The sequence below is a fragment of the Bacillus sp. FDAARGOS_1420 genome (assembly GCF_019344915.1).
Classification (GTDB): Bacteria; Bacillota; Bacilli; order Bacillales; family Bacillaceae_G; genus Bacillus_A; species Bacillus_A mycoides.
The window spans coordinates 79,962-92,646 of record NZ_JAHWJB010000003.1; the positions used below are offsets into that span (position 1 = coordinate 79,962).

Below are 12,685 nucleotides of genomic sequence, written 5' to 3' on the forward strand. Positions count from 1 at the left end.
ATAAATTGATAAATAAAGTAGACGAAGGGGAGTATATTTCTCCATTAGGGGATTCAGAAATTAAATTTGAAATTGAACGCGTCATATTAGAAATAACTAAAAGATTAAAAGATCCAGAAAGTGTAAAGGGAATTGTAACAAATAAAAATAATACGATGAAATTTTTAGAAAAAGATATAATTCCATGGGAAGATGTAAGTTTAAGTACAGGCCACCCAAGTCTATGTTTATTTCTGGGTGAATTATCAGAAAATTATCCAGCGGAAAAATGGGATGTAGTTGCTCATAACTATGTTTTGCAAATTAATGAATATCTATCTAAAAACGGGATGTATTCGTACTCACTTTTTCAAGGGTTTACTGGAATTGGTTTCGCGGTTACAGCCTTATCAAAAGGTGCTACTCGATATCAGAATTTTATTAGACAGACTAATAATCTAGTTATAGATTATATAAATAGGATTTTACCTACATATTATAAGAAATTAGAAGAAAATAATTTAGGAATGTCAGATTATGATGTGATTTCTGGGGTAACAGGGATTGGACGATACTTACTGTTATATAAAGACAATGAAAGAGAGCAAGTAGCTTTAAAACATATATTAAATTTTTTAGTGAAAATGACAGAGGATAAACTTATTAATAATTGTCTGGCTCCAGGATGGTATATTTCTTCTGAAAATCAGTACTTAGATTCAGAAAAGGAATTATATCCAAATGGGAATTTTAATTTAGGGCTATCACATGGTATTCCAGGTCCACTGTCATTACTTTCTGTTAGTTTAAAGAATGGTATTGAAGTAGAAGGGCAAAAGGAGGCTATTGTTAAAATTGCTGATTGGCTAATAAAGTTTAAAATTGAATCAGACACGGGTTCCTTTTGGTCATTTAGGGTTGATTGGGACGAATTTATCGCTGGAGAAGGAAAACAGAATAGTGCGTCAAGGGCAGCCTGGTGTTATGGAACTCCAGGGGTTGCAAGGGCCTTATATCTTGCTGGAAAGGTTACAAATAATCAAGAATATATAGATGTTTCTATTCAAACATTAGATAATCTTTTTAATTATCAGAGACATGAATGGGGGTTATATTCTCCTACATTCTGTCATGGATACGCTGGACTTCTTCATATACTTAATTTGATGTATATTGATACAAAAAAAGAGAAGTTTAAAGGATATATTTTAGAGTTACTGCAAATGACTCTAAATACGTATGATTCAAATTCGCCTTTTGGTTTTTATAATTATCAACTAGGTAAGGATAAGATGGAGCTTTCAGTAAATATAGGGCTAATTGAGGGAGTTAGTGGTATTCTTTTGGTACTATTAGCATTGATAAAACCTATAAAAACAAATTGGGATACAGCATTTTTACTGAATTAGTTTAGGTGTGAATAGGTAGTGATTTAGTATGCTAGCTAAATGAATATATGTAAATGATTAATGTAGTTTGTTAATAGAAGATAATAGTTTAAGGGAATATTAAACTATTATCTTTTAATGTTGAACTAGAAATTTTCATTTCATATTAGTTGTTTGAATTTTTAAAGTGGAAATTTCTATAAAATAGTTAGGGATGGTCATTAATGAAAAAAATAATTGTTTTGATTGCTATATACTTTTCCATAATTGGAAGCTTTTTTGTTCAGGGAGTGACTACTTTTGCTCAGTCTGATGATCATATTTATTATACCCTTCTTTTAAAAGAGGGGTATAGCACAGATGCTTTTTTAGATAATTTAAAAATAAATAATAATATAGTAGATATAACTTATACTGTTCCTGAGATTGGACTTATTCAAATTCAGGCTGACAAGAAGCGAATAGAAGAAATCAGGCGAGATCCATTAGTGGAAGAAATTAATCCATCGATTGGTATTGTTAACTCTAGACAAATTTCAAACGATGTAACAAAATTGCAAATGGAACCTAACAAACCATCAGTATGGGATTTACAATGGGATGTAAGGGAAGTGACTCATGATGGGAAAAGCTATGAAGAATTTACAGGCACTCATAATGTAGTAGTTGGCATTATAGATTCAGGCATAGATGTTAATCATCCTGATTTAGCAAAAAATGTATTGAGTGGGTCAAAAAATTTAGTTCCTAAAGGTGGATATAGGGGAACGGAAGAAAGTGAAACTGGCGATATAAATTATTTAGATGATAAACGTGGTCACGGCACTCATACAGCGGGACTTATTGCTGCAAATGGTTTAATGAAAGGGGTTGCTCCTGGTGTAGGAGTACGAGCTTATAGGGTCTTTGGTGGGAAATCTGCTGAACCAATCTGGATTGCCAAGGCAATTATAGAAGCCGCTAAAGATGATGTAGATGTTATTAATTTAAGTTTAGGTTCTTATCTAGTAAATGGTACGATTTATTCAAAGGAAGGAGCATCAACAAAAGAAGCAGCTGAAATCAAAGCATATAAAAAAGCAATAAAATATGCAAAAAAACAAGGAAGCGTTGTGGTTGCAGCTGCTGGGAATGATGGAATTGATGTTACTAATTATCAAATGATGGATAAATTGATAAAAGAAAGATTATTACAGGATGATTTAACATATAAAGGTAAGGGCCTAGATGTTCCAGCGAGTTTACCCGGTGTTATTACTGTGGGTTCTACGGGTCCTACCCAAGAGTTATCCTTATTTTCAAATTATGGATTGGGTTTTAGTGATTTAACAGCACCAGGTGGAGATCTAAGATTATTTAACAAATTCGGTAGTGATGCATATATGAAAGAGGGATGGTTTAGGAAAGAGCAAGTTATTAGTACACGTCCAAGAGGAGGATATTATTATGGGGCAGGTACTTCAACCGCAGCTCCTAAAGTTTCCGGAGCATTGGCATTAATTATTGATAAGTATAAATTAAAAAATTCTCCTAATGAGGCAACTAGAGATTTATATAAATATGGAGTTAATAAAACTCCGATAGATGCTTTATTTTTTGGAAAGGGAAAGCTGGATATCTACAATGCTATAAATCATTGATTCTTAGTTAATGATTTATTATAAGACAAAATAAAAGGAGCAGGATTGAGAGTAAAAACTCATCCTACTCCTTTTATTATTTGTAGATCTAAAAGTTCTTTATTATTAGGCTATCAGGTGGTTCAAATTGAAACCATTTATACCATACTGCCAATTCTTTTATTCCAAATGAATAATGATGTTCCAAAAAATAAGGGCATAATCAAGATAAATATAACAAAGGTATAATCAAAGTTGTATGTTCCTCCCAAAATTGAAAAGGCAATATCTGGAGTGTGAAATAGAATGTTTTTTATTGAATCGAATAAATAGATGGAGGCTACTATAAATGCAATACTTCCCATAAACGTAAGTAGTGGTTTTTTTAAGATAACACTTATAAATGAAACTACAGAAAGTAATGCAATATGGACTATAAAAATAATAAAATAAAATTTAAAATTATATATACTGGAAGCAAATAAACCCATAGGTTCTTCTATATTATAATAATTTGCCTGTTCTACCTTAGGCATAAACATATATCCAATCAAAGTGTTTGTTAGATATGTTAACAACAACATGCCTGCATATACAATTATTAATGAAATCCATTTACTTACGAGTGTTTTCCACTTTTTAAAAGGTCGTAGTAAGATCATCTTATATGCACCTGAATCAACTTCTGAACTTAATGATTCAGAATAGAATAAAGGTAAAATAATAATTATTAAAAGAATATGGTAGGTAAGAATTTGGCCAACTGGAAAGTTTAAATTATTCAAAGGGAGTTTTATTCCATTTACAACATAACTATCAAACTTCCAACGAAGTTGACTTAAATAAAAGAATATAAGTGGATATAAAATAGAAATTAAAAATAAAACTATTGTACTTTTTCTAGCAAAAATCCTTTGAATTTCAGCTGAAATTAATTTTTTCATAGTATACACCCTCTCTATATAGCGTTAAATAAAATCATTATTTACTTTTAGAAAGTCATACAAACAATGGGTAACATAAGTGTCTGTAAAGTTTGTAGGTCTAAAAAATATATTTAATAACCCTTACGTTTTAATTTGTTAGCAATTTAATCAAGATAATCGTTACGTGTAAAAGTTATATAAGATAAAGTTTTAAAAACTGTAAATATAACAATTGGACTGTATAAAAATATATTTGTAACGCCAGCAGCAAAATAAGCAGCCCCTTTGACTTGAGTTAATATTAGTGATAGAGATTGATAGGTAAATACAACAGGATGATTTTCTGGATATCCTTTAATAAAAGGACTTATCACTATAATGTATAAAATATTAGCAAATATAAAACCTAGACTTAAACCAATGACACCAGTAATTGTTTTAAGTTTCAAGGAAATAAATTCAACAATACTACCAAAAGCAAGTAAACTCATATATCCCAATAAATAGTATTTAAAAGAATACTGTATAATCTCGTTAATTCCGTAAAGACCATTCATAAAAAATAAAGGGATTTTAGTTAATTTAGGTAAGAATAACCAGCCTATAATTAATGAAACAAGGAGTTGCAAAATTAGGATTAAGAAAATATTTAACATAAAAATTAAAGATTTTGCTAAATATAATTGTTTTAAAGAAATCCCTCTTGTAAACGGAATTCGTAGAGTGCCTTTTTTATATTCTTCATGAAAACTTATAGCACAAAAAGTAATAACAATTGCATTAAAAGCAGTAAAGAGCATTTCCTGTAAACTTGTTAAATGAAAGTTTAAATTTGAGCTGAATGCTACACTTAATGGTTTGAGTGTAGCATTCGTTTGTACAGCAAATTTGAGTGATAGCAAAACGATAATAGGTATAGCAATAAAACATAGTATATTTATTTTTTTAGACCAAAACTTTTCAGATTCATATAAAAATAGAGATTTAAACATTGAATCCTCCTATTACTGATAGATATATTTTCGATTAGAATGTGTTAGGTTTATTGAGCCTTTAAGACATTAATTCCATAAAGACAGCCTCTAATTTCTTTTCATCACCTACTGAACTCATTAGAACATGACTATCACCTGTCCATTTAATTTTACCCTCGCGAATGAATACATATTTATTACATATTTTTTGAAGTTCATCTAGAAGGTGACTGGAGATGAAAAAAGTAATCCCTAAATTCTTTCTAAGATTAAGAATTAATTCCCTTAAATCTCTCATTCCCATTGGATCAAGACCATTTGCAGGTTCATCTAATATCACTATTGTTGGATTATTAAGTAATGCTTGAGCAATACCAAGTCTTTGCTTCATACCCAAAGAGTAACCTTTAACCTTATCATCGCCTCTATCTTTTAAATCAACAATTTCTAGAACTTCTTCAACCTTTGCTAATTGTTCTTTTCTGTTCATATTGGTATTTAATCGTGCAAGATTTTGGAGATTTTTTCTTCCAGACATGTATTCGAAAAATACAGGAATTTCAATAATTGCCCCAATTCCGTTTAGGGCTAATTCTCTATTTTTTAATACATCAATACCGTTATTATATACACTGCCTTCATCAGGTTTTATTAATCCGGTTATTATTTTCATAAGAGTGGTTTTCCCAGCACCATTTGGTCCAATAAATCCGCATATATCTCCTTCTAAAATATCAAAAGTAGCATCATGGATTATTTTTCTTTTATTAAGAGTTTTATTAACATGTTTCACTTCAATTTTTTTCATCTTTTATTTCCTTTCTTATTAAGAATCATAATAATATCATGGGATGTTAAGGGGGTAATTGTTCTTACACTTATATCTAAACATATAAAAAACAACTCTTTATCAACTTTATTTATTTTTCTTATTTTCAATCTAAAAATGAATATCATGAATGAGTAATTTAAAATGATTTTGCTCAGAAGAGGTATTTATTGTAATATTTATGTAGCCATTATATTAAGGATAGTGAAATGAATAATCATTTTTATAACAATATTTATAAATATATACATTAATTGATTTTGAAATGGAGTGAATATAAGTAAGCTTTATAAAGAGTTAAGAAAAGAGTGTATATAAAGATATTACAAAAGGGTGATATAAGAAATGGATAGACGAGTACTTATAGTCGATGACAATATAGAAATAATCTCATTTGTAAAACCAGCACTTGAAGTTGAAGGATATACTGTAGATTATGCTGTATCAGGGGATGAAGCTTTACAAAAAATTAATTTAGATTTTGATATTATACTATTGGATGTAACGTTGCCAGATACGAGTGGATTTGATATATGTAAAAATATTAGAAGGAAAGTTGATTGTCCGATTTTGTTTTTAACGGCAAGAGGGCTTGAGCAAGAAAGAATCAAGGGTTTTTTAGTTGGGGGAGATGATTATATTGTAAAACCATTTTCATTAAAAGAACTTATTCTTAGAATGAGTGTACATATAAGAAAAGATAAAAGAGAATCGTCCTCAAAAAAATCTAATGAGCTAATCTTCGGTGATCTTAGAGTTAATATTTTATCTAAAAGCATTCAAATAAATAAACAAATAGTAGAGTTGACTAGAAAAGAATATGAAATTATTGAGCTATTATGTACGCACTCTGGACAAGTATTCTCTAAAGAACAAATTTTTGAAGTTGTGTGGGGAAATATAAGTGACAGTAATATAACTACTGTTACTGAGCATGTAAGAAGAATACGTTTAAAACTTCATTATTGTGGACTTAAGAAAGTGTGTATAAAAACAGTATGGGGATTGGGATATAAATGGGAATGTTAAAGCGTTTAAATATGCGTCTAAAAATAAAAACACAGTTTGTATTGTACTTTCTTTTATGTTTTATGGTATCAGTTATCATGTCATTGCTATTTTTAGGTATAGCTTTATTTGTATTTGAAAATAAGAAGGTCGCAGATGCTATTGAAAATTATGCAGTAATTAATAGTGATAAAATTTTAAATGTGAACTTTCAAGATGAATTAAATAAACAAATTCCTAAAAATGATTTCGAATATTGGATTGTATCTAATAATAAGAAGGTGTTATATACTTCAACAAATATGAAAAAATTACCTGAAAATCTTACGATTATTTCGAAGGAGTATTATGGTAAAGAATATAATAATGCTACTTATGGAATTTCCTTTAAACCTTTGTTTAGCGAAGGCAAATTTAAAGGTGGAATAGTTTTAAGATATAAAAGCAATGTTTTTGTAGAATCCAGTATTATTAATACTCTTATAAAAAAATTTAAATATAATGTATTTTTATTCTTTTTTATTCTTTTTCCTATATTTATAATCTGTCCTTTTATTATTATATTAATTTTTTCTGTATTATTTTCAAAGGAGATAGTACGTCCTTTAAAGGAAATGGTTAGATTAAGTAATCACATAAAGATTGGACGATTAGATTTTATAATTGACACGTCTTATACTAATGAATTAGGGCAGGTTCTAAAATCATTTGAAGATATGAGGATAGCACTGCAAAAATCGCTAAAAGCACAATGGATAATGGAAGAGCAAAGGAAAGACATGATTTTATCACTTACTCATGATATTAAGACACCAATTACTATAATTAATGGACATTTAGAATTACTCGCAGGATCGTATAATCATATTTCAGAGGAAAATAGAAAAGCATATATTAATATTATGCTTAGTAATTCTGAAAAAATAAAAAAAATGATTAATGAACTAAATGAAATCTGGGATTTAGAAAGACCAAATTTTAAATTAGATTTTCAAAAGGTAGATTTAAATGACTATATTTTAGAGCTTGAAGGGGATTATATATATATATGTGCAAAAAAGAATGTTAATTTTCGTATAATAGATTCATTGCCACCTAGAGAAAAATTTGATTTTGATTCTTTTAGAATAAATGAGGTACTCCAAAATATTATAACGAACTCTTTAAAGCATACCGATGATAAGGGAGAAATTCTTCTTGAAATATACTTAGAGAATGGTAATTTGACATTTCGGGTGTCAGATAATGGGAAGGGATTTAGTGAAGAAGTCGATTTGGTTTTTAATAAATATTATAAGGGAAATGGAGATTTAATATATAAAAATAGTTCTGGGCTAGGGCTTTATATTTGTAAGATAATTATTGAAAAACATGGAGGAGAAATCTCTGCGTGTAATAACAAAAGAGGAGGAGCTACTATAGAGTTTTCTTTACCTGGCAATAATAAGTTAAAAGAAGATGATGAATGTAGTGATATTGTATAGAGGTGTACGATTAAGAAAAGAAAAAATATTTTGTACGGTAGATATTCAATGCTAATCATTGATAGTTAATGCGTCCTAATAATTAGATAGAAGGAAGGGCTTATGCTAATGATTGTTTAAAGATAAGCCCTTTCTTTTTTATTACTTCATTTTTCAGATTGATACTTGCGTTAATATCCCTATCATGATGTGTACGACTAGAACGGCAGTCTCATTTAAGTAGGTTTAGATTTTTAACGTCTTTGTTTTGATATCCGCAACAAGAATATGATTGGCTTGAAGCAAATGTTTTAGATACGAAAATTAGAATGTATATTGAAATAGGCTAAAGTCCTTTAGAATTGCAAAAGTAAAAGGTTGACAGTTATTGTTAGTCTTTTACTTTTGTGGAGAGAAAATGTAAAAAACATTTAACCAGCTAAGTGTTGAATTATAAACAATTATTTAAGGTCCAAAACCACAACATACTTATTCCTGAACTATATTAATATTAGGTCAGGAATAAGCTTCTAATTTTGTGAGGAGTTAAGTACTAAAAACTAAAAAGGCTTAATTTTGTTTAAGCATTTGTAGTAGTTTAAAGGATTTTGGAATGGTTATGATATAATAAAATTCAATTATAATAAGGGGGATTAATTAAATGATTTTTCAAAGCATGATAACAGCTATTATAGAAAAATTACAAGAGACGGTGAATCCCTATTGGATAATTGTGTTTGGATCAACGGCTGAGAACAGAGAACGGGAAGATAGTGATATTGATATAGCTTATTTAAGTGACACAACTTTAGGGAACTATGAACGTTTTTTATTAGCACAGGAGTTAGCAAACATCGTTAATAGAGATGTTGATTTAGTTGATTTATCCGAAGCTTCTACAGTTTTTCAAGCTCAGATTATACATACAGGAAAGACAATATTTTGTTCGGATGATAAACGTAAGGTCGTTTTTGAAATGAAAACCTTAAAAATGTATTCAAAATTGAATGAAGAACGACAGGTAGTATTTGATGATATAAAGAAAAGAGGTTCAATATATGAAGAATGAGGTTATTTTAAATAAAATTTCTACAATAGAGCGTTGTATAAAAAGAATCCAAGATGTGTATGGAAATGCCCCTGGAAATTTAGAGGATTTTACAAAACAAGATTCAATAATATTGAACATACAAAGAGCTTGTGAAGCGAGTATTGATTTAGCGATGCATATTGTTGCAGGAAAAAAATTAGGACTACCCCAATCTAGTCGAGAAGCCTTTGATTTGTTGGTTACAGCAGGATTACTTAGCGCTGATCTAGCAAATAAGTTAAAGGCGATGGTTGGATTTCGTAATATTGCTGTTCATGATTATCAAAGTGTAAATTTAGATATTGTTCGTCAAATTATTGAAAAACATTTAACTGATTTTAAATTATTTACGAAAGAAGTAATGGGGATATTGGAATTTTAGGCGAAAGAACAAAATAATAGAGCTGAGAAAGAAAGTAATTTATACCAGCTATTGAAACAATTACTTAATTTCGTAAAAAGAAAAGCGGTCATAAGATGAATTTGTTCATGTTGAAGTGAATCTTTGCATGAAATGTACAAGATATTGCAGGGTTGGAAAATTCTTTAAAATGGCTCTCCCAAGAGTTACAGGAGTTAATAGGGGAATTCAAAAATAAGTAGGATAGGAGAAGGTATGGGTATGACCTATACCTTTATTTATTCCCACATAAGGGATGAAAGCTTAGGTATATATGTAAAATAGCTAAAAGAATATTTTTTTTGCATATTTTGTTGGAAATAGAGCATGATATTACCAAATTCAACGGAGGTGTTTAAAAAATGCAAATTCGCGAAAATAATAATTCAAACGAAATCGTAATAGCAGCTGCAGCAAGTGCAATTGAACAAATGAAATATGAAATTGCACAGGAGTTTGGTGTTACTCTTGGGCCGGATTCAACAGCAAGAGCAAATGGTTCAGTAGGTGGAGAAATTACAAAACGTTTAGTTCGTATGGCGCAAGAGCAGTTATCTGGTCAATATAAAATTCACTAAAGTTAAAGGTATATCCCATGGAAGGGATATACCTTTTTAATTTGTCTTTAAAGAGGATAGTGAAAATTTTTACTGCTAGTTAAATTTAGACACTGCAAATTTGGCTGTGAAATTCATCTTCTTCATGTAAGAAGAATTTACTCCTGCTTGAAATTGAACCGAAATATTACCGTCTTTTTGTGCTTTGAATACGCGACCGTATGGTGAATTCGCATTGTATGTGCCAATTACTTGATCATCTGCATCAAAGACTGTATAAGAAATTGGGAACCCGGAATTTTGTACAAAGACCGTAAGTTCTTCCCCTTTATTAAGATTAAATGATTCTTTTTGAGAAACCTCATAGGAACTCATAGAGTAATATTTTGTAACTTCTTGAATTTCTAAATTTGTAGTTGCTGCACTCGCTTTAGGTGCCTCTGCTCCTGGTAAGTTCATACCTGATAGTACTGCAATTCCTAATGCCCCTGCTAAAATAACTTTTTTCATAATGCTAGTTCCTCCTTTAATATATTGTGAGATTTGAAAACGAAGTGAAAATATCACCTCTTGAAACCATTATAGTTACAACGAGAATGATTTTCAATGAGATTTAATATGTAATTTTGCATACATAAGATGTCGATATAAGGTAATCTATCCGAAGTTTAAAGTATTCTAAAGAAGTAGAGAACAACTTTTCAAAACTATGAATGTGATGGTAGCTGGTTTTTACATACGTTGGTTCTATAAGTGAATATTTTGTTGTTTTTTTATTGTGCATTCATTGTATGTAAATAAACAATCAATTGTTTATAAAGTTTTATAATTCGGAATTATTAAACGAAATAAGAGGTTATATGTTATAATAAAGCTGCAATAAGGTTTAGCATCCTAATCTTATTGTGTATATTTAGCCTAAGTATGTCGTTTGTATTAAAAATAAGAAGTCTCTCAAAAAGAGGCTTCTTATTTTTGGTATGGAGGGGGATTACAGATGATTGATTATTATCAAATTTTTTTATTTACTATGGCAGGTATTGCCTTGTTTTTTTATATACAACATGCTAGAAAACCAACGAAAAGAAACAAGTGGAAATTCTTTGTTGTAGTATTTTTATTTTTCCTTTTGAATTATTTATTTCTTAGATTTATATAGGTAAATGTAAGAGGGGATACGTTTTTAATTTTAAAATATAAAAAAAGGAAGGTGTAATCCTTCCTTTCATCATCTAGTTTGTCAATGCGAATATTTAATTAACTAATGTCATTGGCGCTGTGTAAATTGTGTCAACAGATCCGTCAGCATTCGTAATTTCAACTTTATAACGGAATGTGCCTGCATCCCCAATATCTTCGCCATTGCCTGAGAAAGTAACTATTTCTTCATTTGAACCAGCTGGTAACATAGAGTTCCAATTGAACCAAGTTTCATAATAGCCCCAGCCAGTTTCATATTGTTTTTCGATAGCAACTTTGTAATTCACACTTTCAGCTCTATTATTTGTAACTTTTGCAATGACATTTTGTCCAAATCCGTATTCCGTAGCGTGTAATTGAATCGTGAAATTGTTCACTGTTTCGCTAGGGCCACAAATGTAACGACAATATTCGCTTGCTCCATCGGCATGAGCTTTAGGTGTTTCTATATTCATTGCTGTTAAACTACCAAGAGCCAATGTTCCCATTAATAATACTTTACCAAATTTTTTCATATAAAATCCCCCTTGAGTATCTTTTCAATTTGTTTAATAGTTGTCACATCAAGTAGTTATATGACATTAAGCAAATTGAATGTTCTTTTTCCCTGAGTACATTTGCTACCATTCTTCCATCTTGTAGTAATTTAATCTGTACATAAGATTCCATGGTTTTAAATCCTAAATATGTATCTGAATGTACATTGAATAGATCCTTTAATATATCGATGATACATTTGGTTTATTTACTTGTATCATCTCTTCATTACCGTTTATTGGTAAAAAGGTAATGTTATTATACATAATATTGGAATCTACTGACAAGAGCTAATAATTTTGATTTAGTCATTAACAGGAAAGAAAAGTATTAAATAAGGACGGTGTTCAAAAAGAAGATAAAAACATTTGAAATGTGTGAGAAATGATTTGCAGAACAATTAGAGCACAAGTACTGTGGGAGCTTGTAAGTACTGTAACAGAAGAGAATATGAAGCAGAAGCAGGAGTTAGAGTCTACACCAGGTTTATTAGTAAATCTATTTAAAACTTGTAAAAGAAACCATTCAAAATCAAAAGAAAGCGAAATAGAAAGGATATTTAAGGGAATTTAAAAGGCCTTGTCATTTTAGACAGGGCCTTTCAAAAAGGGACACAATTGACAACTGAAGGTGACTTCATATTACCATTTTTGGAATTTTAATTCCAGGCATTCATATTGAGAAATAAAATGATTATTTTGTAGAGTGTGAGATG

General features: G+C 29.8%; 13 protein-coding genes and 2 pseudogenes. 9 read left to right on the forward strand and 6 right to left on the reverse strand.

Annotation, left to right across the window (positions count from 1 at the left end):
- Nucleotides 1-5 precede the first annotated feature (5 nt).
- Both I6L50_RS29430 and I6L50_RS29435 read left to right on the forward strand, forming a co-directional pair.
- Nucleotides 6-1,388 carry a lanthionine synthetase C family protein gene (locus I6L50_RS29430; RefSeq protein WP_219303807.1) on the forward strand — a complete coding sequence of 461 codons (1,383 nt, stop codon included), beginning with the start codon at nucleotides 6-8 and terminating at the stop codon, nucleotides 1,386-1,388.
- A gap of 203 nt (nucleotides 1,389-1,591) precedes the next feature.
- Complete coding sequence (locus I6L50_RS29435; RefSeq protein WP_219303808.1) at nucleotides 1,592-3,007, forward strand: S8 family peptidase; 1,416 nt, start codon at nucleotides 1,592-1,594, stop codon at nucleotides 3,005-3,007.
- A gap of 137 nt (nucleotides 3,008-3,144) precedes the next feature.
- Here I6L50_RS29435 and I6L50_RS29440 read toward each other — a convergent pair whose 3' ends face one another.
- From I6L50_RS29440 to I6L50_RS29450, 3 genes are all read right to left on the reverse strand, one after another.
- The gene (locus tag I6L50_RS29440; protein ID WP_219303809.1) at nucleotides 3,145-3,930 is read right to left on the reverse strand and encodes a hypothetical protein; all 786 of its coding nucleotides are present in this window, start codon (nucleotides 3,928-3,930) and stop codon (nucleotides 3,145-3,147) included.
- A gap of 146 nt (nucleotides 3,931-4,076) precedes the next feature.
- Nucleotides 4,077-4,904 carry an ABC transporter permease gene (locus I6L50_RS29445; protein ID WP_219303810.1) on the reverse strand — a complete coding sequence of 276 codons (828 nt, stop codon included), beginning with the start codon at nucleotides 4,902-4,904 and terminating at the stop codon, nucleotides 4,077-4,079.
- Nucleotides 4,905-4,965: 61 nt separating this feature from the next.
- A complete protein-coding gene (locus I6L50_RS29450) occupies nucleotides 4,966-5,694 on the reverse strand; it encodes an ABC transporter ATP-binding protein (RefSeq protein ID WP_219303811.1) in 729 nt (242 codons plus the stop codon).
- Between the two features lie 366 nt (nucleotides 5,695-6,060).
- On the opposite strand from I6L50_RS29450, the gene I6L50_RS29455 reads away from it, so the two are divergent.
- Together I6L50_RS29455 and I6L50_RS29460 are read left to right on the forward strand one after the other, a co-directional pair.
- Entirely contained in the window at nucleotides 6,061-6,744 is a 684-nt protein-coding gene (locus I6L50_RS29455) for a response regulator transcription factor (RefSeq protein WP_219303812.1), read from the forward strand.
- Nucleotides 6,738-8,207, forward strand: coding sequence for a HAMP domain-containing sensor histidine kinase (locus I6L50_RS29460; protein ID WP_257475423.1), 1,470 nt, complete (start codon nucleotides 6,738-6,740; stop codon nucleotides 8,205-8,207). Before I6L50_RS29455 ends, I6L50_RS29460 begins: the two co-directional genes overlap by 7 nt.
- 100 nt (nucleotides 8,208-8,307) lie before the next feature.
- Here the strand turns inward: I6L50_RS29460 and I6L50_RS29465 are convergent.
- Nucleotides 8,308-8,514: pseudogene (locus tag I6L50_RS29465) on the reverse strand (zinc ribbon domain-containing protein); the annotation flags it as partial.
- 333 nt (nucleotides 8,515-8,847) lie between these two features.
- Between I6L50_RS29465 and mntA the strand changes: the two are divergent.
- The 4 genes and pseudogenes from mntA to I6L50_RS29480 all read left to right on the forward strand — a co-directional run bounded on the left by mntA (nucleotide 8,848) and on the right by I6L50_RS29480 (nucleotide 10,254).
- Nucleotides 8,848-9,255 carry a type VII toxin-antitoxin system MntA family adenylyltransferase antitoxin gene (gene mntA / locus I6L50_RS29470; RefSeq protein ID WP_016093855.1) on the forward strand — a complete coding sequence of 136 codons (408 nt, stop codon included), beginning with the start codon at nucleotides 8,848-8,850 and terminating at the stop codon, nucleotides 9,253-9,255.
- Nucleotides 9,245-9,658 (forward strand): type VII toxin-antitoxin system HepT family RNase toxin, encoded by a 414-nt coding sequence (gene hepT, locus I6L50_RS29475; protein WP_219303814.1) that lies wholly within the window; start codon nucleotides 9,245-9,247, stop codon nucleotides 9,656-9,658. The genes mntA and hepT overlap by 11 nt, the downstream gene beginning before the upstream one ends.
- A gap of 134 nt (nucleotides 9,659-9,792) precedes the next feature.
- Nucleotides 9,793-9,879: pseudogene (locus I6L50_RS35880) on the forward strand (chemotaxis protein); the annotation flags it as partial.
- A gap of 159 nt (nucleotides 9,880-10,038) precedes the next feature.
- Nucleotides 10,039-10,254: an alpha/beta-type small acid-soluble spore protein gene (locus tag I6L50_RS29480; protein ID WP_219303815.1), complete on the forward strand. Its 216-nt coding sequence runs from the start codon at nucleotides 10,039-10,041 to the stop codon at nucleotides 10,252-10,254.
- Between the two features lie 75 nt (nucleotides 10,255-10,329).
- On the opposite strand, the gene I6L50_RS29485 is transcribed toward I6L50_RS29480, so the two are convergent.
- Together I6L50_RS29485 and I6L50_RS29490 are read right to left on the reverse strand one after the other, a co-directional pair.
- Nucleotides 10,330-10,743 (reverse strand): hypothetical protein, encoded by a 414-nt coding sequence (locus I6L50_RS29485; protein WP_098717920.1) that lies wholly within the window; start codon nucleotides 10,741-10,743, stop codon nucleotides 10,330-10,332.
- A gap of 743 nt (nucleotides 10,744-11,486) precedes the next feature.
- The gene (locus I6L50_RS29490; RefSeq protein ID WP_219303816.1) at nucleotides 11,487-11,948 is read right to left on the reverse strand and encodes a hypothetical protein; all 462 of its coding nucleotides are present in this window, start codon (nucleotides 11,946-11,948) and stop codon (nucleotides 11,487-11,489) included.
- Between the two features lie 406 nt (nucleotides 11,949-12,354).
- Here I6L50_RS29490 and I6L50_RS29495 point away from each other — a divergent pair, with 406 nt between their 5' ends.
- Nucleotides 12,355-12,543 (forward strand): hypothetical protein, encoded by a 189-nt coding sequence (locus I6L50_RS29495; protein WP_219304059.1) that lies wholly within the window; start codon nucleotides 12,355-12,357, stop codon nucleotides 12,541-12,543.
- Nucleotides 12,544-12,685: the final 142 nt, after the last annotated feature.

Bases quoted from the DNA above. Each gene is read 5' to 3' on its own strand.
- hepT (WP_219303814.1), top strand. From the start codon at position 9,245: ATGAAGAATGAGGTTATTTTAAATAAAATTTCTACAATAGAGCGTTGT.
- I6L50_RS29455 (WP_219303812.1), top strand. From the start codon at position 6,061: ATGGATAGACGAGTACTTATAGTCGATGACAATATAGAAATAATCTCA.
- I6L50_RS29450 (WP_219303811.1), bottom strand. From the start codon at position 5,694: ATGAAAAAAATTGAAGTGAAACATGTTAATAAAACTCTTAATAAAAGA.
- I6L50_RS29490 (WP_219303816.1), bottom strand. From the start codon at position 11,948: ATGAAAAAATTTGGTAAAGTATTATTAATGGGAACATTGGCTCTTGGT.
- I6L50_RS29460 (WP_257475423.1), top strand. From the start codon at position 6,738: ATGTTAAAGCGTTTAAATATGCGTCTAAAAATAAAAACACAGTTTGTA.
- I6L50_RS29480 (WP_219303815.1), top strand. From the start codon at position 10,039: ATGCAAATTCGCGAAAATAATAATTCAAACGAAATCGTAATAGCAGCT.
- mntA (WP_016093855.1), top strand. From the start codon at position 8,848: ATGATTTTTCAAAGCATGATAACAGCTATTATAGAAAAATTACAAGAG.
- I6L50_RS29485 (WP_098717920.1), bottom strand. From the start codon at position 10,743: ATGAAAAAAGTTATTTTAGCAGGGGCATTAGGAATTGCAGTACTATCA.
- I6L50_RS29495 (WP_219304059.1), top strand. From the start codon at position 12,355: ATGATTTGCAGAACAATTAGAGCACAAGTACTGTGGGAGCTTGTAAGT.
- I6L50_RS29445 (WP_219303810.1), bottom strand. From the start codon at position 4,904: ATGTTTAAATCTCTATTTTTATATGAATCTGAAAAGTTTTGGTCTAAA.
- I6L50_RS29440 (WP_219303809.1), bottom strand. From the start codon at position 3,930: ATGAAAAAATTAATTTCAGCTGAAATTCAAAGGATTTTTGCTAGAAAA.
- I6L50_RS29435 (WP_219303808.1), top strand. From the start codon at position 1,592: ATGAAAAAAATAATTGTTTTGATTGCTATATACTTTTCCATAATTGGA.